Source organism: Streptomyces sp. CNH189, assembly GCF_000527195.1.
This window is the reverse complement of the sequence record NZ_AZUS01000021.1, coordinates 1-22,431: the sequence shown is the minus strand read 5'-3', so window position 1 is coordinate 22,431 and position 22,431 is coordinate 1. Positions and strand designations below refer to the sequence as shown.

16 protein-coding genes are annotated in these 22,431 nt (G+C 72.6%); 9 read left to right on the top strand and 7 right to left on the bottom strand.

What is annotated here, in order from left to right:
* Positions 1–28: 28 nt before the first annotated feature.
* A complete protein-coding gene (locus B100_RS0125765) occupies positions 29–823 on the bottom strand; it encodes an IclR family transcriptional regulator (RefSeq protein WP_024887299.1) in 795 nt (264 codons plus the stop codon).
* Positions 824–1,039: 216 nt separating this feature from the next.
* Complete coding sequence (locus tag B100_RS0125760; protein ID WP_024887298.1) at positions 1,040–1,612, bottom strand: hypothetical protein; 573 nt, start codon at positions 1,610–1,612, stop codon at positions 1,040–1,042.
* Between the two features lie 419 nt (positions 1,613–2,031).
* On the opposite strand from B100_RS0125760, the gene B100_RS0125755 reads away from it, so the two are divergent.
* The 5 genes from B100_RS0125755 to B100_RS0125735 are packed head-to-tail and all read left to right on the top strand — an operon-like array spanning position 2,032 to position 10,146.
* Positions 2,032–5,031, top strand: a complete 3,000-nt coding sequence (locus tag B100_RS0125755; protein WP_024887297.1) for a nitrate- and nitrite sensing domain-containing protein — start codon at positions 2,032–2,034, stop codon at positions 5,029–5,031.
* A complete protein-coding gene (locus B100_RS0125750) occupies positions 5,028–5,462 on the top strand; it encodes a roadblock/LC7 domain-containing protein (protein ID WP_024887296.1) in 435 nt (144 codons plus the stop codon). Before B100_RS0125755 ends, B100_RS0125750 begins: the two co-directional genes overlap by 4 nt.
* 9 nt (positions 5,463–5,471) lie before the next feature.
* On the top strand, positions 5,472–5,867 hold the full coding sequence (locus tag B100_RS0125745; RefSeq protein ID WP_024887295.1) for a DUF742 domain-containing protein: 396 nt from the start codon (positions 5,472–5,474) through the stop codon (positions 5,865–5,867).
* A gap of 24 nt (positions 5,868–5,891) precedes the next feature.
* Positions 5,892–9,560: a hydantoinase B/oxoprolinase family protein gene (locus B100_RS0125740; protein ID WP_024887294.1), complete on the top strand. Its 3,669-nt coding sequence runs from the start codon at positions 5,892–5,894 to the stop codon at positions 9,558–9,560.
* Positions 9,541–10,146: a GTP-binding protein gene (locus B100_RS0125735; protein ID WP_024887293.1), complete on the top strand. Its 606-nt coding sequence runs from the start codon at positions 9,541–9,543 to the stop codon at positions 10,144–10,146. Before B100_RS0125740 ends, B100_RS0125735 begins: the two co-directional genes overlap by 20 nt.
* Before the next feature lie 114 nt (positions 10,147–10,260).
* Here the strand turns inward: B100_RS0125735 and glpK are convergent, their stop codons facing one another.
* Together glpK and B100_RS0125725 are read right to left on the bottom strand one after the other, a co-directional pair.
* Positions 10,261–11,772 (bottom strand): glycerol kinase GlpK, encoded by a 1,512-nt coding sequence (gene glpK, locus B100_RS0125730; RefSeq protein WP_024887292.1) that lies wholly within the window; start codon positions 11,770–11,772, stop codon positions 10,261–10,263.
* Positions 11,773–11,799: 27 nt separating this feature from the next.
* The gene (locus B100_RS0125725; protein ID WP_024887291.1) at positions 11,800–12,525 is read right to left on the bottom strand and encodes an MIP/aquaporin family protein; all 726 of its coding nucleotides are present in this window, start codon (positions 12,523–12,525) and stop codon (positions 11,800–11,802) included.
* Positions 12,526–12,854: 329 nt separating this feature from the next.
* On the opposite strand from B100_RS0125725, the gene B100_RS0125720 reads away from it, so the two are divergent.
* A complete protein-coding gene (locus B100_RS0125720; protein ID WP_024887290.1) occupies positions 12,855–13,664 on the top strand; it encodes a M15 family metallopeptidase in 810 nt (269 codons plus the stop codon).
* A 61-nt stretch (positions 13,665–13,725) separates the two neighbouring features.
* Positions 13,726–14,256, top strand: a complete 531-nt coding sequence (locus B100_RS0125715) for an NUDIX domain-containing protein (RefSeq protein WP_024887289.1) — start codon at positions 13,726–13,728, stop codon at positions 14,254–14,256.
* On the opposite strand, the gene B100_RS0125710 is transcribed toward B100_RS0125715, so the two are convergent.
* Positions 14,247–16,547, bottom strand: a complete 2,301-nt coding sequence (locus B100_RS0125710; RefSeq protein ID WP_024887288.1) for a glycoside hydrolase family 31 protein — start codon at positions 16,545–16,547, stop codon at positions 14,247–14,249. The two genes, B100_RS0125715 and B100_RS0125710, sit on opposite strands and share 10 nt — an antisense overlap.
* A gap of 213 nt (positions 16,548–16,760) precedes the next feature.
* On the opposite strand from B100_RS0125710, the gene B100_RS0125700 reads away from it, so the two are divergent.
* Together B100_RS0125700 and B100_RS0125695 are read left to right on the top strand one after the other, a co-directional pair.
* The gene (locus B100_RS0125700) at positions 16,761–18,737 is read left to right on the top strand and encodes an acetoacetate--CoA ligase (protein WP_024887287.1); all 1,977 of its coding nucleotides are present in this window, start codon (positions 16,761–16,763) and stop codon (positions 18,735–18,737) included.
* Between the two features lie 99 nt (positions 18,738–18,836).
* Positions 18,837–19,727, top strand: coding sequence for a hypothetical protein (locus tag B100_RS0125695; protein WP_024887286.1), 891 nt, complete (start codon positions 18,837–18,839; stop codon positions 19,725–19,727).
* Between the two features lie 63 nt (positions 19,728–19,790).
* Here B100_RS0125695 and ptsP read toward each other — a convergent pair whose 3' ends face one another.
* A complete protein-coding gene (gene ptsP, locus B100_RS0125690) occupies positions 19,791–21,461 on the bottom strand; it encodes a phosphoenolpyruvate--protein phosphotransferase (protein ID WP_024887285.1) in 1,671 nt (556 codons plus the stop codon).
* A 76-nt stretch (positions 21,462–21,537) separates the two neighbouring features.
* Complete coding sequence (locus B100_RS0125685; protein WP_024887284.1) at positions 21,538–21,987, bottom strand: PTS glucose transporter subunit IIA; 450 nt, start codon at positions 21,985–21,987, stop codon at positions 21,538–21,540.
* Between the last annotated feature and the right edge of the window lie 444 nt (positions 21,988–22,431).

Here is a 22,431-nt window from a genome sequence, read left to right as displayed (position 1 = left end):
GATGCCGGGGGCGGGCCACGGCCACCCCTCAGAAGCCGTACCCCATCCGCCGTGACAGTTCGGCCGCCGCCGCGGCCGTGCGGGCGCCCAGGCGGGGAAGCCGGTCCGGGGTCAGGCGGTACACCGGCCCCGAGGCACTGATCGCGGCGATCACCGCACCGTCGTGCGCGCGGACCGGCGCCGCGACGGCGACGAGGCCGAGCTCCAGCTCCTCCCGGGTGGAGGCGTACCCCTGCTCGGCCGCCCGCTCCAGCTCGCCACGCAGCAGCGACGCCTCGGTGAGCGTGTGGTCCGTGAACCGGTGCAGCGGGCGGCTCAGATACTCCTCGCGGAGCGCGGGCGTCATGTGGGCCAGAAACACCTTGCCGCTGGACGTCGCGTGCAGCGGCGTGCGCCGGCCCAGCCAGTCCTGCGCCGTCACCGAGGCCGTACCGCGCGCCTGCATGATGTTGACGGCGGCGAAGTCGTCCAGTACCGCGGTGTTCACCGTCTCGCCCAGCTCGTCGGCGAGGTCCCGGCAGACCGGGACGCCCTCCTGCGAGACGTCCAGCCGTACGGCCGCTGCTCCCGCGAGACGCAGTACGCCGGCCCCCAGGTGGTACTTGCCGCGGTCGCCGGCCTGTGCCACCAGACCGCGGTTCTCCAGCACACCGAGCAGCCGGAAGGCGGTGGACCGGTGCACGCCCAGTTCGTCGGCGATCTCCGTGACACCCGCCTCGCCGCGCCGGGCGAGGATCTCCAGCACACTCACGGCGCGGTCCACGGACCGCACGGCGCCGCTCGCGGTCTTCTCCTGCTCGCCGGGCTGCCGCGCGCGGGTCATGGCCGGCCCCCATCCATCCGAACGCCCGGTGCACGCCGTGACCGGCGGCCTCCGGCCCCCGCCAGGACGACCGCCCTGCCGCCGGGGCCTGATCGCGCACCGTACTCATCTGTGCGTCATACGACATGCCACCATACCGGCCGCGCACGCTGGGGAGGGGCGGCGACGATCACGCCTTCTCCGCCGGAACGCGAGACAGGACGCCGCTGTGTCGCGCTACGGGTGCGACAACTGCCCGGTCCCGCCCCGCCGGCGTATGCGGGCCTGCGCACGCTGGGCGGAGCGCTCCTGACGGCGGGCCTGGCGCCGCTCACGGCGCAGCGCCCGCGCCGTGCTGCTGGGCATGGACACCACGCCGTGCCGCTGGTTCCACACCTGGCGGGTCACCCAGACGTCGAGCGCCGCCCAGGTGGCCGCGATCGTGCTCACGACGCTGCTGATGACCATCGGGAACGCCAGCCAGGACTCGGCAAGCGTGCACAGCAGGGCCACCATGGCCTGAATCAAGGTCACCGCGATGACGAGCACCGCGCGCACGGCGGCCGTCCTCACCGGATCGGGCAGCCTGCGCCGCCGCGCCGGCTCCTCCACCCACAGCGGCCGGTACGCGGTCCGGTCCGCGGAGGCCTCCTGGGCCTTCTGCCCGGCCGCGCCACCGCCGCGCCCGCCGGCCTCACGCCGCCCGGAGGCGGGCGCGGCGCGCCCCACCACCGCGGCGTCCGGCCGCGTCGTCGTCCCGCCCACCGCCCTGCCGTCCTCGGACGCCTCGCGCCGCTCCGCCGTGCCCATCACCCTTGTCACTCCCCACCGCCGCCAGCCCACTGCTGAAGTCCGAAGACCCGGCTCCCCTTTGGCTGCCCGGCTTGCGCTGTTTTACGCCGCCCAGGTGCGGGACACGGCTCCTGTGGCCGATTCCGCCCCCATGTCCCACAGAGAAGGACGCGCGGACCGCCGTGAAGATTCCCGGCTGGGAAAGATTTCAGCCAACCACCCCCGAAAATGGGGGAGAAAGAGCCAGGGGCGACGTCCCGGAATGCGGGAGGCAATCTCCCGCAATGCCCGGACAACTCCACCTGTTCCGACGTCCTGCCGGAATCGAACCCTCCGGCCGGGTCTTCGAGTTGCCCCCGGGGCGGTAGTAGGCTCGCGCCGTTTGTTGACGCACATGTGTGCCTCCGGTCACCCGGGGGGCCGAGCTGGGGGAGGCCATGCGCTTTCGCGGGAAGTCCATCCGCCGGAAGATCGTGGCGCTGCTCCTCGTGCCGCTGGTGTCCCTGACCACGCTCTGGGCCTTCACCACCGTGATCACGAGCCGCGAGGCGAGCCACCTGTTCGACGTCTCGTCCGTGATGGAGGAGGTCGGCTACCCCGTCGAGGACACCGTCCGTGTCCTGCAGCAGGAACGCCGCCAGACCCTCGTCCATCTCGCCGACCCTCGCGCCTCCGACGGCCTCACCGCCCTCAAGCACAGCCGCACCGCCACCGACAGGGCCGTGGCCGCCGTCCGCAGGAACGCCTCCGGCGGTGACGTACGCGAGGCCATGCACGGAGACTCCGGCAAACTCGACGCCGCCCTCGACTCCTTCGAGGGCCTCCAGTCCCTGCGCCGCAGCGTCGACGACGGCACCCTCGACCGGCGTCAGGCCCTCGACCTCTACAACCGCCTGATCGACCCCTGCTACGTGCTGCTGGCCGATCTGCACGTGGTCGAGGACGTCGAACTCGACAAGCAGTACCGCGCCCTGGTGAACCTGGCCCGCGCCCGCGAACTGCTCTCCCGCCAGGACGCCCTGCTCGGCTCCGCCCTGATCGTCGGCAAGCTGTCCCCCACCGAGGTCCGCGACGTCTCCGACCTGACGGCCCAGCGCACCCTGCTGTACGACGTCGCCCTGCCCCAGCTCCCCGCGGACGAGCGCGACCGGTACGAGACGTTCTGGAGCAACGCCGCCACCGCCCCGCTGCGGGTGGGCGAGCAGGCCGCCGTCTTCGCCGAGGACGGAACGCCCCGCGGGGTCACCGCCACCAGCTGGGACACCGCCGCCGGAGAGGTGCTCGCCGAGCTCGGCACCCTCAACGACCAGGCCGGCGACCGCTATCAGGAGCGGGTGCGGCCCGTCGCCATGGGTGTCATCGCCAAGGCCGTCGCCGCCGGTGTGCTCGGCCTGGCCGCCCTGCTCGTCTCCCTGTTCCTCTCCGTGCGGGTGGGCCGGAAACTCGTCCGCGACCTCAGGCAGCTGCGCCTGGAGGCCCACGAAGCCTCCGGCGTGCGGCTGCCCAGCGTGATGCGCCGGCTCTCGGCCGGTGAACAGGTCGACATCGAGACCGAGGTCCCGCGCCTGGAGTACGACAAGAACGAGATAGGCGAGGTCGGCCAGGCCCTCAACACCCTCCAGCGCGCCGCCGTCGAGGCCGCCGTCAAGCAGGCCGAACTGCGGGCCGGCGTCTCCGAGGTGTTCGTCAACCTCGCCCGCCGCAGCCAGGTCCTGCTGCACAAGCAGCTCACCCTGCTCGACGCCATGGAGCGCAGGACGGACGACACCGAGGAACTCGCCGACCTGTTCCGGCTGGACCACCTGACCACCCGTATGCGCCGGCACGCCGAGGGCCTGGTGATCCTCTCCGGCGCCGCCCCCTCCCGGCAGTGGCGCAAGCCCGTGCAGCTGATGGACGTGGTGCGCGCCGCCGTCGCCGAGGTCGAGGACTACGAGCGCATCGAGGTCCGCCGCCTGCCCAGGGTCGCCGTCACCGGACCGGCCGTCGCCGACCTCACCCACCTGGTCGCCGAACTGCTGGAGAACGCCACGGTGTTCTCCCCGCCGCACACCGCCGTGCAGGTCGTCGGCGAACGCGTCGCCAACGGCTTCACCCTGGAGATCCACGACCGGGGCCTCGGCATGGCCGCCGACACCCTGCTCGACGCGAACCTCCGGCTTGCCGAGACCCCGGAGTTCGAGCTCTCCGACACCGACCGGCTCGGCCTGTTCGTGGTCAGCCGGCTCGCCCAGCGCCAGAACGTCCGGGTGTCCCTGCAGCCGTCCCCGTACGGCGGCACCACGGCGGTCGTCCTCATCCCCGACGCGCTGCTCACCGACGACGTCCCCGACACCAACGGCGTCGGATTCCGTCTCGACCGCCCGCGCCGCTCGGCGGAGAAGGAACCGGCGGAGAGCCGCCGCGCCGCGCTCTCCCAGGTGCCCGTGGCGCTGCCCGGCCTGCCCGCCTCCGTGCTGGACGGGCCGGTCGAACTGGAGGCGCCCGTCGACCTGGACGCTCTCGGCGGCTTCCCCGGCGGCCTGGACGACGAGGACGGCGAACGCGGCGGTCTGTTCCGTCCCCGCAGCACCCGCACCGACGACGGACGGTCCGGCCGTGACGCCGACCGGCAGGACCCCGACCACGGCCGTGCGACGGGCCCGGACGAACGGGACACGGGATCCGGTGAGCGGGGGAGCGCTCCCGTGCCCCTCACCCGCAGGACGACCCCCAAGCTGGTCAGCTCCCACGGCCGCCCGGTCCGCGACCAGCGCGCCCGGGGCGGACGGACGGACGACGACACGACAGCGCCGCCGCACACCCGGCCCGACGCGGACGAGCCTCCTCCGCTGCCGGCCCGGCGCCGCGGCGAGACCACGGCGGGCGGCCGGGGCATCGGCCGCACCGGCAAGGAGCCGGTCGCCGCGCTCCCCGGCCGCGGCGGCACCGGTGCGCCGACGCCGGACCCGGAGCAGCCGGACGCGGAGACACCGCCGCCGCTGCCCGCCCGCCGGCGGACCACCGCCCCCGCCCGGCACGCCGGATCGGTGGGCGAACGCGACGGCACCCCCGCGACCGCCGGCCCCGCCCGCGGCGCCCCGGCGCAGCCCTCGGCCGGACCGCCCGGCCCCACCGGCCGCCCCGCGACCACGGACGGCGGCCCCGACGACTCCTCTCCGGTCACCGACGACACGGACACCGGCACACCGCCGCCCGACGAGGCGGCCCTGCCCCGGCGCGTGCGGCAGGCCAGCCTGGCCCCGCAGCTCAAGCGCGACGCCGCGACCCGCAAAACCGACCGGGCCCGGCCCGTCGAACGGGACGCGGACGACGTGCGCAGCCGCATGGCCTCGCTCCAGCGAGGCTGGCAGCGCGGCCGGGAGGAGAACGCCGCGGGCGACGACGCCGGCAGCGGCACAGCACCACGACGAGGGAACAAGGGGGACGGTCGATGACCGAACCGAGCGCCACCGGCCACACCACGACCGACAAGGGGGAGCTGAACTGGCTCCTCGACGACCTGGTGGACCGCGTCGCCAGCATCCGCAAGGCGATCGTGCTCTCCGGCGACGGCCTGCCCACGGGGGCGTCCAAGGACCTCACCCGGGAGGACAGCGAGCACCTGGCCGCCGTCGCCTCCGGCTTCCACAGTCTCGCCAAGGGCGTGGGCCGCCACTTCGAGGCCGGCGAGGTCCGCCAGACCGTCGTCGAACTCGACGAGGCGTTCCTGTTCGTCACCGCGGCCGGCGACGGCAGCTGCCTCGCGGTCCTCGCCGACGCCGACTCCGACGTCGGCCAGGTGGCCTACGAGATGACCCTCCTGGTGAAGCGGGTCGGCGCGCATCTGGGCGCCGCGCCACGCACCGATCTGCCCTCGGGCGGGTAGTGGGACGACATGAGCGCTCACGGTCAGGGTAGAAGCCACTGGTTCGACGACGAGGCCGGACCGGTCGTCCGTCCGTACGCCATGACGCGGGGCCGCACCACCAGTGCGGCCCAGCACCGCCTCGACCTGATCGCCGTGGTCGTCGCGGAGCCGCACGCCGACGACCCGGAGGACGACCCCACCCTCTCCCCGGAGCACGTCGACATCGTCGGCCTGTGCCGCGACGCCCCGCAGACGGTCGCCGAGATCGCCGCCGGACTCGACGTGCCGGTCGGCGTGGTCCGGGTACTCGTCGGTGATCTCGTGGACGCGGAACTCGTCCATGTGAACCGTCCGGTACCCCCGGCCGAGCTGCCGGACGAGAGTATTCTGCGCGACGTGATCAACGGCCTCCGGGCGCTGTGACCGGCGCGGAAGCGGGGTAGTGACGTGACAGGCTGGCAGTTCTGGGTCGATCGGGGCGGCACCTTCACCGACATCGTCGCGCGGCGCCCCGACGGCCGGCTGCTCACCCGCAAGGTGCTGTCCGACAATCCCGCCCCGGATCGCTCGGCACCGCCCGGGACCGACGCGGCGGTCGCCGGCGTCCGTGCGCTGCTGGCCGGCTCCGACGACCCGGTCGATGTCGTCCGCATGGGGACCACCGTCGCCACCAACGCCCTGCTCGAACGCAAGGGGGAGCGCACGCTGCTGGTCGTCACCCGCGGCTTCCGCGACGCCCTGCGCATCGCCTACCAGAACCGCCCCCACATCTTCGCGCGCCGCATCGACCTGCCCGAGCTGCTCCACGAACGCGTCGTCGAGGTGGACGAACGCGTCGCCGCCGACGGCACCGTCCTGCGGGCCCCCGACCTCCATGCCCTCACCGAGCCTCTGAGGCAGGCGTACGAGGACGGTATCCGGGCCGTTGCCGTGGTCTGCCTGCACAGCGACCGCCACCCCGCCCACGAGCAGTCCGTCGGGGAACTCGCCGCCCGCGTCGGCTTCCCGCAGATCTCCCTGTCCAGCGAGGTCAGCCCGCTGATGAAGCTGGTGCCGCGCGGGGACACCGCCGTCGTCGACGCCTACCTCTCACCGGTGCTGCGCCGCTATGTGCGCCAGGTCGCCGACGCGCTTGAAGGCGTACGGCTGATGTTCATGCAGTCCAACGGCGGCCTCACCGAGGCCCGGCAGTTCCGCGGCAAGGACGCGATCCTGTCCGGACCGGCCGGCGGGATCGTCGGCATGGCCCGCATGTCGCAGCTCGCCGGCTTCGACCGCGTCATCGGCTTCGACATGGGCGGCACCTCCACCGACGTCTCCCACTTCGCCGGCGCGTACGAGCGCGTCTTCACCACGCGGATCTCCGGGGTCCGGCTGCGCGCGCCGATGCTCGACATCCACACCGTGGCCGCCGGCGGCGGCTCGGTCCTCCACTTCGACGGCTCCCGCTACCGCGTCGGACCCGACTCCGCGGGCGCCGACCCCGGCCCCGCCTGTTACCGGCGTGGCGGTCCGCTCGCCGTCACCGACGCCAACGTCATGCTGGGCCGCATCCAGCCCGACCACTTCCCCGCCGTGTTCGGACCCGACGGCGACCAGCCGCTCGACCGGGACGTGGTACGCAAGCGCTTCACCGCCCTCGCCCGCGAGATCCACGAGCGCACCGGCGACGACCGCACCCCCGAACAGGTCGCCGAGGGCTATCTGCAGGTCGCGGTCGCCAACATCGCCGGCGCCGTGAAGCGGATCTCCGTGCAGAAGGGCCACGACATCACCCGGTACGCCCTCACCACCTTCGGCGGGGCGGGCGGACAGCACGCCTGCATGGTCGCCGACTCCCTCGGCATCCGCACCGTCCTCGTCCCGCCCATGGCGGGAGTGCTGTCCGCGCTCGGCATCGGCCTCGCCGACACCACCGCCATGCGGGAACGCTCCGTCGAGGCCCCCCTGGAACCCGCCGCGATGCCCGGCGTCCTCAGGACCGCCGACGACCTGGAGGCGGCCGCACGCGCCGAACTCCTCGCCGAGGACGTCCCCGCGGAACGCGTCGAGGTCACCCGTCGGGCCCAGCTCCGCTACGACGGCACCGACACCGCCCTCACCGTCGAGCTCACCGAACCCGACGCGATGCGCCGCGCCTTCGAGGAACGCCACCGCGCCACCTACTCCTTCACCCTCGACCGTCCGATCGTCGTCGAGGCACTCTCCGTCGAAGCCACCGGCGTCACCGAACCCCCCGACCTGTCCGCCCTCGCCCCCCACCGCGGCACCCCCCGCTCCGGCGCCCCCGTCCCGCGCACCGTCCGCCTCCACACCAAGGGCGCCTGGCGCGACGTCGCCCTGCACCGCCGGGAGGACCTTCCACCCGGACACCCCGTCACCGGCCCGGCGGTCATCACCGAGTCCGGAGCGACGACCGTCGTCGACGACGGCTGGCGGGCCGAGGCGAACGACGACGGGCATCTGGTCATGGAACGCGCGACGGTCACGGAGAGTTCCGACGTCGACACGCAGGCCGACCCCGTCCTGCTCGAAGTCTTCAACAACCTCTTCATGTCCATCGCCGAACAGATGGGCGCCCGCCTGGAGTCCACCGCCCAGTCCGTCAACATCAAGGAGCGCCTGGACTTCTCGTGCGCCCTCTTCGACCCCGACGGGAACCTGGTGGCCAACGCCCCGCACATCCCCGTCCACCTGGGCTCGATGGGCACCAGCGTCAAGGAGGTCATCCGGCGGCGCGGCGCCGCCATGCGCCCCGGCGACACCTATGCCGTGAACGACCCGTACCACGGCGGCACCCACCTGCCCGACGTCACCGTGATCACCCCGGTGTTCGGCACCGGGCCCGCGGGCGACACGGAGCGTGACGCCCCCGAGGTCCTCTTCCACGTCGCCTCACGCGGCCATCACGCCGAGATCGGCGGCATCGCCCCGGGCTCCATGCCCGCCCACAGCCGCACCATCGACGAGGAGGGCGTCCTCTTCGACAACTGGCTGCTCACCGAGAACGGCCGGTTCCGCGAGGAGGAGACCCTCCGCCTGCTCACCGAGGCGCCCCACCCCTCCCGCAACACCTCGACCAACCTCGCCGACCTGCGCGCCCAGATCGCCGCCAACCACAAGGGCGTCGAAGAGGTCGGCCGCATGATCGACACCTACGGCCTCGACGTCGTCCAGGCCTACATGCGGCACGTGCAGGACAACGCCGAGGAAGCGGTGCGCCGCGTCGTCGACGCCCTCGACGACGGCGAGTACACGTATGAGACCGACTCGGGCGCCGTCATCCGCGTACAGATCCGCGTCGACCACGCCGCCCGCTCCGCGACCATCGACTTCACCGGCACCTCCGCCCAGCTGCCCACCAACTTCAACGCACCCTTCTCCGTCGTCAACGCGGCCGTCCTGTACGTCTTCCGCACCCTCGTCGCCGACGACATCCCGCTCAACGACGGCTGCCTGCGCCCGCTCGACATCGTCGTCCCGCCCGGTTCGCTGCTGGCGCCCGAACCCCCGGCCGCCGTCGTCGCCGGCAACGTCGAAACCTCACAGGCCGTCACCGGTGCCCTCTACGCGGCGCTCGGCGTCCAGGCCGAGGGGTCCGGCACGATGAACAACGTCACCTTCGGCAACGCCCGGCACCAGTACTACGAGACCGTGGCGTCCGGCTCCGGCGCAGGCGACGGCTACCCGGGTGCCCCCGTCGTCCAGACCCACATGACCAACTCCCGGCTCACCGACCCGGAGATCCTGGAGTGGCGGCTGCCGGTCCGCCTGGAGGAGTTCGCCGTACGCCGGGGCAGCGGCGGCGCCGGGCGGTGGCACGGCGGGGACGGAGCCGTGCGGCGCATCCGCTTCCTGGAACCCATGACGGTCTCCACCCTGTCCCAGCACCGCCGGGTGCCGCCCTACGGCATGGCCGGAGGCGCCCCCGGAGCAGCGGGCGCCAACCGGATCGAGCGGGCCGACGGCAGCGTCACCCGGCTCGCCGGCAGCGACACGGCGGACGTCGGCGCCGACGACGTACTCGTCATCGAAACCCCCGGCGGCGGGGGATACGGCCCGCCGCCCGACCCCCATCAAGCAGGAGAAGAGATCGATGATCTTCGGGCGTTCTGAGCGCGGCAAGCCCCCGGTCGAGCCCGTCACGCTCAAGATCCTCGTGGCCGGCGGCTTCGGCGTGGGCAAGACCACGCTCGTGGGCGCGGTCAGCGAGATCCGGCCGCTGCGCACCGAGGAACTCCTCACCGAGGCCGGGCGGCCCGTCGACGACACCAGCGGTGTCGAGGCGAAGAGCACCACCACGGTGGCCATGGACTTCGGCCGCATCACGCTGCGCGAGGACCTGGTGCTGTACCTCTTCGGCACCCCAGGCCAGGAACGTTTCTGGTTCATGTGGGACGAATTGTCCGAGGGCGCCCTAGGAGCGGTCGTCCTCGCCGACACCCGACGACTCGAGGACTGCTTCGCCGCCGTCGACTACTTCGAGCGGCGCTCCATACCGTTCGTCGTCGGCGTCAACTGTTTCGAGGGATCCGCCCGTTATCCGGACGACGCCGTCCGGCGGGCTCTCGACCTGGACGACCACGTGCCCCTGGTGATGTGCGACGCGCGCGACCGCGAGTCGGTCAAGGAGGTCCTCGTCGGCGTCGTCCAGCACGCCATGACCGAGGCCGCGCGCCGGCGCAGCGCGGTCACCACCTGAGGACCGGCGCGGAACGCGGCCCGTGTCCCCGCCGGCCGGGACACGGGCCGCCGCGCGCGAGCGGAGCACCACGCGCGCGTGGATGAGCGGCGGAGCACCACGCGCGCGTGGACCTCAGTCCTCGCCCTCCTCGACCCAGCCGAGGCTCTTCTCCACCGCCTTGCGCCAGTTGCCGTACTCGCGGTCCCGTACGGACGCCGCCATGGCCGGTGTCCACTCCGCGTCCTTCTGCCAGTGCGACTTCAGTTCGTCCAGGCCGTTCCACACCCCCGTCGCCAGTCCGGCCGCGTAGGCGGCGCCCAGGCAGGTCGTCTCCGAGACCCGGGGTCTGATCACCGGCACCCCGAGTACGTCCGCCTGGTGCTGCATCAACAGGTCGTTCTTCGTCATGCCGCCGTCGACCTTGAGAGTCGTGATCCGTACCCCGGAGTCCTGGTACATGGCGTCGACGACCTCACGCGTCTGCCAGCTCGTCGCCTCCAGCACCGCGCGCGCGAGATGGGCCTTGGTGACGTAACGGGTCAGGCCCGTGACCACACCGCGCGCGTCGGAGCGCCAGTACGGCGCGAACAGGCCGGAGAAGGCGGGCACGATGTAGGCGCCGCCGTTGTCCTCCACGCTCGCCGCCAGCGGTTCGATCTCGTCCGCGGTGCGGATGATGCCAAGCTGGTCGCGGAACCACTGCACCAGCGCGCCGGTGATGGCGATCGACCCTTCCAGGCAGTAGACGGGCGCCTCCACGCCGATCTTGTAGCCCATCGTGGTGAGCAGCCCGTTCTTCGACGGCACGGGCCGGCTGCCGGTGTTGAGGAGCAGGAAACTCCCGGTGCCGTAGGTGTTCTTGGCGGTGCCGACGTCGTAGCAGGCCTGCCCGAAGACCGCGGCCTGCTGGTCGCCCAGCGCGGAGGCCACGGGCACCCCGGCCAGCTGGCCCACGGCGGTGCCGTAGACCTCGGACGAGGACCTGATCTCCGGGAGGACGGCCTCCGGCACGTTCATCGCGGACAGGATGGAGGAGTCCCACTGGAGGGTCTCCAGGTTCATCAGCATGGTGCGCCCGGCGTTGGTGACGTCGGTGACGTGCCGTCCGCCGTCGGTGCCGCCGGTGAGGTTCCAGATCAGCCAGGAGTCGATGGTGCCGAACGCGATCTCGCCGTTCTCCGCGCGGGCCCGCAGCCCGGGCACGTTGTCCAGCAGCCAGGCGGCCTTGGGCCCGGAGAAGTAGCTGGCGAGCGGCAGTCCGGTCCGCTCGCGGAACCGGTCCTGCCCGTCCGGGCCGCCCAGTCGGGCGCAGAGCCCGGCGGTCCTGGTGTCCTGCCACACGATGGCGTTGTGCACGGGCTTGCCCGTGGCCCGGTCCCACAGGACCGTCGTCTCACGCTGGTTGGTGATGCCGAGGGCGCTGAGCTGGTCCGCGCGCAGGCCCGCCTTGGCGAGCGCGCCGGCCACCACGGCCTGCACCTTGGACCAGATCTCCGTGGCGTCGTGCTCCACCCAGCCCGGCTTCGGGAAGATCTGGCGGTGCTCGCGCTGGTCGACGGCGACGATCGCGCCGTGCTGGTTGAAGACGATGCACCGGCTGGACGTGGTGCCCTGGTCGATCGCGGCGACGAACTTGTCCGTCATGACGTCCCCTTCGTCGGTTCTGCGGAGTCAGAAGGCTGCGTTGAACACGAGCCCGGACAGCGCCCCGCCGATGAGCGGCCCCACGACGGGAACCCACGCGTACCCCCAGTCCGAGGTGCCCTTGCGGGGGATCGGGAGCAGCGCGTGCACGATGCGCGGGCCGAGGTCACGGGCCGGGTTGATGGCGTATCCGGTGGGGCCGCCGAGCGACAGGCCGATGCCCACGACCAGGAACGACACGATGAGGATCGAGGTGCCCGACTCGCCGAGCCCCTTGGTGAGACCGAACGCCAGGATCGGCAGCACCAGACCCATGGTCGCGATGATCTCGGTGACGAGGTTGGCGACCGGGCGGCGGATCGCCGGGGTGGTGGAGAAGACGCCGAGCGTCGGCTGGGAGATGTCCTCCTCGGCGTTCGCCTCGAACTGCGCGTAGTAGACCAGCCAGCACAGCACGGCGCCGAGCATGGCACCGACCATCTGCCCGGCCACGTAGACGGGGACCTTGTCCCACTCGCCGGTGTCGACGGCGATCCCGAGGGTGACCGCCGGGTTGAGGTGGCCCCCGGACAGCGGGGCCGCGGTGTACGCCCCGGCCATCACGCCGAAGCCCCAGCCCAGCGCGATGACCACCCAGCCGGCGTCCTTCGCCTTCGAGTAGTTGAGGACGACGGCGGCGACCACGCCGGCGCCGAAGAGGATGAGGATGGCGGTGCCGATGACCTCGCCGACGAATATGTCTCCGTTGCTCATGGCGGCTCCTGGGCCGGGGCCCAGGACGGTCGGCCCCGGACCTCACGTGCAGGGTGCGTTTCCGTGGCGACTTCAGCCGAAGGCGGGGAGGATCCGCGCCCCGCCCGGCGTCCGTGACGAGCGTGCCGTCGCAGCCGCACCGCCCGTGGGGGAGTCCTGGCGCCGCTGGGGACGCCTGCTGTGGCGCGCCAAAATGCGCCGAGATGTACGGCGATGTCGACTGACACCGGAAGTGTTCACCGGTGCTCAGAAAGCGTCAAGGTCGGTGACAGAACGGGTCGGAGCGCCTGCTTCCGTACGGTGGCCCCCGTCTGATAAATGCAGGGGACATGACACGTTCTCCCCGCGCGGTACGCGCCCTGGTCACCGCCCTCGCCGCCCTGCTCACCGCGACCGCGGCGGCCGCACCCGCCCGGGCGACCCCCGAACCCAAGGCGCCCCGCGACTTCGTGGCCCTCCACAGCGTCGACCCGACGATCCTGCACGAGATCCGCTACGTCACGCCGCACAACTTCGTCGGCGAACCCGTCGACGGCTACCGTCAGCCCCTGTGCATCCTCACCCGCCCCGCCGCCGAGGCCCTGCGCACCGCCCAGCGACGGCTGCTTCCGCAGGGCTACTCCCTCAAGGTGTACGACTGCTACCGGCCCCAGCGTGCCGTGGACCACTTCGTGCGCTGGGCCGAGGACCTCGACGACCAGACCATGAAGGCCGAGTTCTACCCCGACGTCGACAAGACCCGGCTGTTCGCCGACGGTTACATCGCGGAGAAGTCCGGCCACAGCCGCGGCTCCACGGTCGACCTCACCCTCGTGAAGCTCCCGGCCCGCCCCACCCNCCCCTACCACCCCGGCGAGCCGCTCACCCCCTGCTTCGCGCCCAAGAACCAGCGGTTCCCCGACAACTCCGTGGACATGGGCACCGGTTACGACTGCTTCGACACCCTCAGCCACACCCTCGACCCGCGCGTGACGGGCGTCCAGCACGCCAACCGGATGCTGCTCAAGAACACCCTGGAGGACCTCGGCTTCGTGAACCTCGCCGAGGAGTGGTGGCACTACACCTTCAAGCCCGAGGCGTACCCCGACACCTACTTCGACTTCCCCGTGTCCCGCAGGTCCGTCGCCGGCCACCGCTGAACCGCCCTCCCTGGACGCCCTCCCGGAGACGCCCCTTCCGCCATCGGATACAGTCCCGCGCGTGTCCGATAATCATGTTCCCAACTCCGCGGCGAATTCCCACTGTTCGTCCTGCGGCACGCCCTACGGAGAGGGCGTCTCCGCCTGGCCGCGCACGTGCCCCGCCTGCGGCACCGTGGCCTACCGCAACCCGCTCCCCGTCGCCGTCGCCCTGCTGCCCGTGTACGACGCCCAGGGCACCTCCCTGGTCGTCGTCACCCGGGCCATCCCGCCGGCGAACGGCGGAACGGCCCTGCCCGGCGGCTACATCGACCACGGCGAGGACTGGCGCCACGCCGTCGTCCGCGAACTCAAGGAGGAGACCGGCATCGACGCGGCGAGCCGCGACGTACGCCTGGCCGACGCCATGAGCGCCCCCGACGGCCACCTGCTGCTGTTCGGACTGCTGCCCGAGCGCCCGGCGGACGGCCTGCCCGCCTCCGCGCCCACCGACGAGACCACGGGCACGCATCTGCTGCGCCGCCCCGAGGAACTCGCCTTCCCGCTGCACACCCTCGCGGTACGCGCCTTCTTCGAGGGCCGCTACATCTGATCCGCGGGCCGGCCGAGCCCGCGGACCCGCACGGGCCAGGACGGCTCACGAGCGCCGTCCTCGGCCTCCCGCCGCACCACGACCCGCGAGCCCGACCAGGTCACGGAGTACCGCTCGATCTCCGGCTCCACCCCGCCGTCGCCGATGTCCGGCACCACCAGCCCGCCCCCGCTCCGGCCCGGGGCGGGCGCCCACACCTCCAGCTCCGTCCCGCCGTCCTCACCACGCACCGCGATCACCGCACCAGCACGCGCGAACACCGGTATCCGCCCCAACGGGGCGTCGACCGGCACCCTCACCGGCCCCTCGTACACCCGCTCCGTCGCCGTGTCGTACCACCGTCCGCGCGGCAGCCGCACCTCCCGCCGGACCGCGCCCGGCTCGACCACCGGCGCCACCAGCAGCGCGTCACCCAGCAGGAAGGCGTCCTCGCAGTCCCGCAACGCCCGCTCCTCCGGCGCCGCCCACCACACCGGCCGTACGACAGGCGTACCCGTACGCCGCGCCACATGCGCCAGCGTCATGAAGTACGGCAGCAGACGCCGCCGTTCCAGCAGCGCCACACGCGCGTGCTCCAGCACCTCGGCCCCGCACTCCCACGGCCCGCCCTCCGCCGGCGTACCGGCCCGTGTGCGCAGCAACGGCAGATGGGCAGCCAACTGGAGCCGCCGCACGTACAGTTCCGGCGAGTGCTCGTTGCCGGTGCGGGCGACATCCACCCCCGAGAAGGGCACCCCGCACAGCCCCAGCCCGAGCACCAGCGCCAGCGACGCCCGCAGCCCGGGCCATCCCGCCGCCCCCTCGTCCGACCAGATCCCGCCGTAACGCTGCTGTCCCGCCCACCCGGACCGGGACAACACGAACGGCCGCTCCCCGGACGCCCCGTCGCCCTCCAGCCCCTCGTACGCCGCCCCGGCCAGGCACAGCCCGTACACGTTGTGCGCCTCCCGCCCGACCGCGGCGGGGGAGTCCAGCGTGTGCCACACCCCCGCGAAGCCCCGCGCCGTCCGCTCCGCGTACCAGCCGCCCCACCAGGTCCGCACGCGCGCGTCCGCGAGGTCCGGGAGCACCGCCTCGCCGCGCCGGCCCACCGCGCGCACCACCTCCCCGGACCCGTCCCGAACGAAGGCGTCCCGGCGCGTCCCCTCCTCGTACACACCGCCGCCGGGCAGCACCGCGACGGCCGGGGCCACGACCGACACCAGCCGGATCCCCTCCCTCCGCAGCTCGTCCGCGAGGACCGGCAGCTTCGGGAAACGCTCCTGGTCGACCGTGAACGCCCGGCGGGCGTCGAGATGGCCGGCCCCCAGGTGCACGGCGTCCAGCGGCAGCCCGTGCTCCCGGTGGTCCGCGACCGCCCGCCGCACCTCGTCCTCACCGCCCGAGCCCTCCCGCATCTGGTGATGCCCGAACGCCCACGCCGGAGGCAGCGCCGGCGCCCCGGTCAGCGACGCCCACGCCAGCAGGACCCGCGCCGGCGTGCCGACCATCACCCAGCCGCGCGCCGGACCGCCCTCCATGCGCAGCTCGCTCGTCCCCGCACGGTCGTGCCCGGAACCGGCACCCTCCTCACCCTCCCGCAGCGTCACCGTGCCGTCCCACGGGTTGTCGTGGAACACCAGATGCGTGCCCGCGTCGGCCACCACCAGCTGCACCGGCATCGTCACCGGCGACGCGCCGGCCCGGTCCCCTGGCACGGCGTTCCACAGACGATGCTTCCCGTCCCGCAGCCGGGGCCCCTCCGCCCGCCCCCCGAGGCCGAAGAAACGCGCGTCCGCCGGCACCTCGGAACGCTGCATCCAGCGCGCCGCGCCCCCGTCCGCCGGCTCCCACCAGCGCGGCGGCAGATCCCGCCGCAGGGTCACACCGCCGGGCGTGAGCACCTGCACCGCGCCGTGCCGCGACACCGCGACCGTCACGCGCTCGGCCACCACACGCCAGCCGCCGTCCGTGTCCGGCTCCAGCGCCGCCCGCGGATCCGGCTCGGGACAGGCACCGGCCAGCGCGTACGACGGCTCCGGACCCACCCCGTCCCAGCCCCAGAACACCGCACCGTTCACCGCCACGAGGATCCGCAGCTCCGACCGGGCGAACCTGATCACACCCCCGCCCGGCCCCGGCTCCACCTCCCGCACGACCCCCGGCACCCGCGCCCGCACCGGCCCGTGAGGCGCCGGCCCGGTGGCGTCGGCCCGCAGCCTGCGCCACGCTGCTCGTACCGTGCGCACCCCCCTCGCCACGCCCGCCACACCGACCGAGAACCACGAACGCACCAGGTCACGACCGTTCATGCTGCTCACCCTGCCATCGACCGAGCCCCGCAAGCGTGGCGTTCAACTGCCGTTCACCCGTGATCGGACCACATCCTCACGACAGGGACTATGTGGGGGGCACCCTGGTGCAGAAGTCGATCACATGGCATCGTCCCTGTCAGCCGCGTCACGCGCACACCCCAGCCCGTGCGCGGAGGACGCACACGACGCGCACAGTCCGGGAGCCGCCCCATGACGACCGTGAACCCCCAGCCGCTCTGGCAGCCGACACCGGAACGCATCGACCGGGCACGCATCACCCGGTTCCAGGCCTGGGCAGCCCAGCACCACGGCGCCCCCGCCGACGGCGGGTACGCGGCGCTCCACCAGTGGTCCGTCGAGGAGCTGGAGACCTTCTGGGAAGCGGTCACGGAGTGGTTCGACGTCCGCTTCTCCACGCCCTGGGAGCGCGTCCTCGCCGACCGCTCCATGCCCGGCGCCCGGTGGTTCCCCGGAGCCACCCTCAACTACGCCGAACACGCCCTGCGCGCGGTCGAGTCCCGCGCCGACGAGCCGGCGCTCCTCCACGTGGACGAGACCCACGAACCCCGCCCCGTGACCTGGGCCGAACTGCGCCGCCAGGTCGGCTCCCTCGCCGCCGAACTCCGCGCCCTCGGCGTGCGCCCCGGCGACCGCGTCAGCGGCTACCTCCCGAACATCCCGCAGGCCGTCGTCGCCTTCCTCGCCACCGCGGCCGTCGGCGGCGTGTGGACCTCCTGCGCCCCCGACTTCGGCGCGCGCAGCGTCCTCGACCGCTTCCAGCAGGTCGAACCGGTCGTCCTGTTCACCGTGGACGGCTACCGCTACGGCGGCAAGGAGCACGACCGCCGCGACATCGTCGCCGAACTCCGCCGTGAACTGCCGACCGTGCGCGCCGTCGTGCACATCCCGCTGCTCGGCACCGAGGCCCCCGACGGCGCGCTGGAGTGGTCCGCCCTCACCGCCGCGGACACCGAGCCGGTCTTCGCACAGGTGCCCTTCGACCACCCGCTGTGGGTGCTCTACTCCTCCGGCACCACCGGCCTGCCCAAGGCCATCGTCCAGTCCCAGGGCGGCATCCTCGTCGAGCACCTCAAGCAGCTCGGCCTGCACTGCGACCTCGGCCCCGAGGACCGCTTCTTCTGGTACACCTCGACCGGCTGGATGATGTGGAACTTCCTCGTCTCCGGCCTCCTCACCGGCACCACGATCGTCCTCTACGACGGCAGCCCCGGGTACCCCGACACCGGGGCCCAGTGGCGCATCGCCGAACGCACCGGCGCCACCCTCTACGGCACCTCCGCCGCGTACGTCATGGCGTGCCGCAAGGCCGGCGTCCACCCCGCACGCGACCACGACCTGTCCGCGGTGAAGTGCGTGGCCACCACCGGCTCCCCGCTGCCGCCCGACGGCTTCCGCTGGCTGCACGACGAGTTCGCCGAGAGCGGGGCCGACCTGTGGATCGCCTCCGTCAGCGGCGGCACCGACGTCTGCTCCTGCTTCGCCGGAGCCGTCCCCACCCTCCCCGTCCACGTCGGCGAACTCCAGGCCCCCTGCCTCGGCACCGACCTGCAATCTTGGGACCCCAGCGGCAAACCCCTCACCGACGAGGTCGGCGAACTCGTGGTCACCAACCCCATGCCGTCCATGCCCATCCACTTCTGGAACGACCCCGACGGCAGCCGCTACCACGACAGCTACTTCGACACCTACCCCGGCGTCTGGCGCCACGGCGACTGGATCACCCTCACCTCGCGAGGCTCCGTCGTCATCCACGGCCGCTCCGACTCCACCCTCAACCGCCAAGGCGTCCGCATGGGCTCAGCCGACATCTACGAGGCGGTGGAACGGCTCCCCGAGATCAGGGAGTCCCTCGTCGTCGGCATCGAACAGCCCGACGGCGGCTACTGGATGCCGCTCTTCGTCCACCTCGCGCCCGGCGCCACCCTGGACGACGACCTGCTCGGACGCATCAAGCAGACCATCCGCACCCAGCTCTCACCGCGGCACGTCCCCGACGAGATCATCGAGGTGCCCGGCATCCCGCACACCCTCACCGGCAAGCGCATCGAGGTCCCGGTCAAGCGACTCCTCCAGGGCACCCCGCTCGAGAAGGCCGTCAACCCCGGCTCCATCGACAACCTCGACCTGCTCACCCACTACCAGGAGCTGGCCCGCGCCCGCCCCTGAGCCGCCCCCGGACCGGACCCGCCGTCGTCTCCCCCCGCCCGTTGTCAGTGCCGCCGATTACTGTCAGTGAGCATTGATCGACCGTGCAGAGGGGGAGACATGGCGTACACCGACCACCGGACCCTGCGACGCGTCCTGCGCCGCGAAATCGCCGGCACCATCGGCCTGCTGACCGACGAACACGACTTCCGCGCCATGCGGCGCTACGACACCTTCGTCTTCGACGACCACGCGACCTACCTGAAACATGTGGAAGCGGTCCTGCGGAGCCGCGCCCTCCAGGGCAGCCACACCACGGTGGCCCTCTTCGACCCCGAGGAGTACGCCGAGTACTGCGCCCAGCGCGGCCTCGACCCCGACAGCCACCTCAGCCGCACCCGCTTCACCGCCGAGCGCGCCGCCACCGGCCCCGCCGTCCCCTACGACGGCCGGCCGCTGACCGACCTCATGACCACCCTCGTCGACGAAGCCGTCCGCTGCGCCACCTGGGAGTACGCCACCACCCTCCTCGCCCGCCTCGGCCCTTGCGCCTCCTGCGGCGAGGACCTCGGACACGCGGCCTTCGCCCGCGCCTCCCACCTCGTGTCCCGTATCCTCGACACCGCCCCACCGGGCGACCGCCACCTCGTCTGCAGCGTCTCCGGACCACCCGAATCCCTCGTCGCCGTACTGCACGCGGACGACACCGACGACGGCGTACGCATCGACGAGACCGAGGCCCTGGAGTTCACCACCGTCCTCGCCGTCGGCCTCGCCACCGCCGGTCCCGGCGGCCTCGTGATGCGCACCAGCACACCGGGCACCCCCGACCGCGTCCACGGCTGGCGCCTGCGCTCCCACGTCCTCGTCCCCCTCACCGCCGGAGAGGTCTTCGACGCCTACTGCACCGACGCCGAGACGGGCGAGATCATCCCGCCCGAGTCCAACGTCGACTACTGCGCGTCACCCGACCTCACCGCCGACGACACCGGCCCGCACCACCGGCACTGAGCGCACAGCACACGGGGCGCCCCACGTCAGTGGAGCGCCCCAGGGCACAGAGACCGGCGGACGTCACTCGCCCGACAGCACCGCCTGCGCCGCGTTCCGCGCGTCGTCCGCGCTGTCCGCGGCCCGGGCGGCCGCGGCGGCCCGCTCGCACTGCGCCAGCGTGAACTTCGCCAGCGAGGCACGCACGTAAGGAATGGACGCCGCACCCATCGAGAGCGAGGTGACACCCAGCCCCGTCAGCACACACGCCAGCAGCGGATCCGACGCTGCCTCACCGCACACACCGCAGCTCTTGCCCTCGGCCCGCGCCGCCTCGGCGGACAGCGCCACCAGGTCGAGCAGCGCCGGCTGCCACGGGTCCTGCAGCCTGGACACCGCGCCCACCTGACGGTCCGCGGCGAACGTGTACTGCGCCAGGTCGTTCGTCCCCAGCGACAGGAACTCCACCTCCTGCAGCACCGAGCGGGCCCGCAGCGCCGCCGAGGGAATCTCGACCATCGCGCCGAACTTCGCCCGCAGCCCGGCCTCCCGGCACGCGTCCGCGAACGCCTTGGCGTCGGCCCGGTCCGCCACCATCGGGGCCATCACGTCGAGGTGGACGGGCAGCCCCTCCGCGGCCTTGGCCAGCGCCGTCAGCTGGGTGCGCAGCACCTCGGGGTGGTCGAGCAGGGTCCGCAGACCGCGCACGCCCAGCGCCGGGTTCGGTTCGTCGGCCGGGGTGAGGAAGTCCAGCGGCTTGTCCGCCCCCGCGTCGAGCACCCGCACCACGACCCGGCCCTCGGGGAAGGCCTCGAGCACCTGCCGGTAGGCCTCGACCTGCTTCTCCTCGGACGGAGCGTTCTTGCTGTCGTCGAGGAACAGGAACTCGGTACGGAACAGACCGACGCCCTCGGCGCCCGCCTCCACCGCGGCCGGCACGTCCGCGGGCCCGCCGATGTTGGCCAGCAGCGGCACCTTGTGCCCGTCGGCCGTCGCACCCGGCCCGGTCGACGCGGCCAGCGCCGCCTTCCGCTCGGCGGCCGCCGCCTCCAGCGAGGTCCTGCGCTCGTCGGTGGGGTTCACGAAGATCTCGCCCGAGCTGCCGTCGACCGCTATCAGCGTGCCCTCGGCGATCTCACCGGCACCCGGAAGGGCCACGACCGCCGGCACACCCAGCGCGCGCGCCAGGATCGCGCTGTGACTGGTGGGCCCGCCCTCCTCGGTGACGAAGCCCAGCACCAGCGTCGGATCCAGCAGCGCCGTGTCCGCCGGCGCCAGATCACGGGCGACCAGGACGTACGGCTCGTCGCTGTCCGGCACACCCGGCATGGGGACGCCGAGCAGCCGCGCCACGATGCGGTTGCGCACGTCGTCGAGATCGGCCACCCGGCCCGCCAGGTACTCGCCCGCGTTCGCCAGCAGCTCCCGGTACGAGGCGAACGCGTCGTAGACGCCACGCTCGGCGGAACTGCCCACGGCGATGCGCCGCTCCACGTCGGCGATCAGCTCGGGGTCCTGGGCCATCAGGGCCTGCGCCTCGAGCACCGCCTGCGCCTCGCCCCCGGCGAGGTTGCCGCGCGCCGTCAGATCGGCGGCGACCGCCTCCACGGCCTGCCGGGCGCGCTGCTGCTCACGCTCCGCCTCTTCCGCCGGGATCTGCTTGGCCGGCGGTTCCAGCACCGCCGTGCCCATGTGCCGAACCTCGCCGATCGCCACACCGTGGCTCACGCCGACGCCTCGCAGCGTTGTCTCCATCTCACCCGTCTCCGATAAAGCGGCGGGTCCCGCCGCAGCGTTCGTTGTCCTTGTGCCGTCGCGGGACGGCCCCGCGTCACTGCCAGGAGAAGAGCGCGTCGCCCGTCTTCACGTCACCGTCTTCACGGAGCTCGAAGAGGGCGTCCGCGGTGGCCTCCAGGGCCACGACCGGGCACACCGGGGACTTGCCGGCGGCTTCGACGGCGGCCGGGTCCCAGCGGACGATGCCCTGACCGCGCCGCACGGTGTCGCCCTTGTTGACGAGCAGCTCAAAACCCTCGCCGTTGAGCTGAACGGTGTCGATGCCGAGGTGGGTGAGGACGCCGTGCCCGTTCTCGTCGACGACGACGAACGCGTGCGGGTGAAGAGAGACGATCACGCCGTCGACGGGGGAGACGGCCTCGGAAGGCTCCCGCACGGGGTCGATCGCGGTGCCGGGGCCGACCATGGCGCCGGAGAAGACCGGGTCGGGCACGGCCGCCAGGCCGATGGCCCGGCCTGCGAGCGGGGACGTCACGGTGGTCATGGGAAGCCTCCGAAGAAGTGGAGATCTGTACGAGCGCCGTCACTGGCTGTCTCCGGCGTGCTGTTCAGCAGGGTATGTCATATGACGTACCGGTTCCGGGGGACAGGTCCAGGTCTGTGGTCCAGACAAGAGGTCTAGACCACCCACCCTAATCGATTTGCACGGCGCCTGCGACCCCGTGTACAGTTTTAAACCTGCCTGGGGCTGAGGGATGCGCACACGCTTCCTGGACGCCGGGCAGCAATCCAACTCGTCAGATCCTCTCCTTGGATCGCCTTCTGCATGCCTGCGGGACGGTGGTCAGAGGGCCGGAAAAACCCTGATAGAGTTTGGAAACACCGAAGGGAAGCGCCCGAAGGAAAGCCCGAGAGGGTGAGTACAAAGGAAGCGTCCGTTCCTTGAGAACTCAACAGCGTGCCAAAAGTCAACGCCAGATATGTTGAT

Excerpts from the sequence above, each read along its gene's own strand:
- B100_RS0125765 (WP_024887299.1), bottom strand. The coding sequence starts at position 823 with ATGACCCGCGCGCGGCAGCCCGGCGAGCAGGAGAAGACCGCGAGCGGC.
- B100_RS0125760 (WP_024887298.1), bottom strand. The coding sequence starts at position 1,612 with ATGGGCACGGCGGAGCGGCGCGAGGCGTCCGAGGACGGCAGGGCGGTG.
- B100_RS0125755 (WP_024887297.1), top strand. The coding sequence starts at position 2,032 with ATGCGCTTTCGCGGGAAGTCCATCCGCCGGAAGATCGTGGCGCTGCTC.
- B100_RS0125750 (WP_024887296.1), top strand. The coding sequence starts at position 5,028 with ATGACCGAACCGAGCGCCACCGGCCACACCACGACCGACAAGGGGGAG.
- B100_RS0125745 (WP_024887295.1), top strand. The coding sequence starts at position 5,472 with ATGAGCGCTCACGGTCAGGGTAGAAGCCACTGGTTCGACGACGAGGCC.
- B100_RS0125735 (WP_024887293.1), top strand. The coding sequence starts at position 9,541 with ATGATCTTCGGGCGTTCTGAGCGCGGCAAGCCCCCGGTCGAGCCCGTC.
- glpK (WP_024887292.1), bottom strand. The coding sequence starts at position 11,772 with ATGACGGACAAGTTCGTCGCCGCGATCGACCAGGGCACCACGTCCAGC.
- B100_RS0125725 (WP_024887291.1), bottom strand. The coding sequence starts at position 12,525 with ATGAGCAACGGAGACATATTCGTCGGCGAGGTCATCGGCACCGCCATC.
- B100_RS0125710 (WP_024887288.1), bottom strand. The coding sequence starts at position 16,547 with ATGAACGGTCGTGACCTGGTGCGTTCGTGGTTCTCGGTCGGTGTGGCG.
- B100_RS0125700 (WP_024887287.1), top strand. The coding sequence starts at position 16,761 with ATGACGACCGTGAACCCCCAGCCGCTCTGGCAGCCGACACCGGAACGC.
- B100_RS0125695 (WP_024887286.1), top strand. The coding sequence starts at position 18,837 with ATGGCGTACACCGACCACCGGACCCTGCGACGCGTCCTGCGCCGCGAA.
- ptsP (WP_024887285.1), bottom strand. The coding sequence starts at position 21,461 with ATGGAGACAACGCTGCGAGGCGTCGGCGTGAGCCACGGTGTGGCGATC.
- B100_RS0125685 (WP_024887284.1), bottom strand. The coding sequence starts at position 21,987 with ATGACCACCGTGACGTCCCCGCTCGCAGGCCGGGCCATCGGCCTGGCG.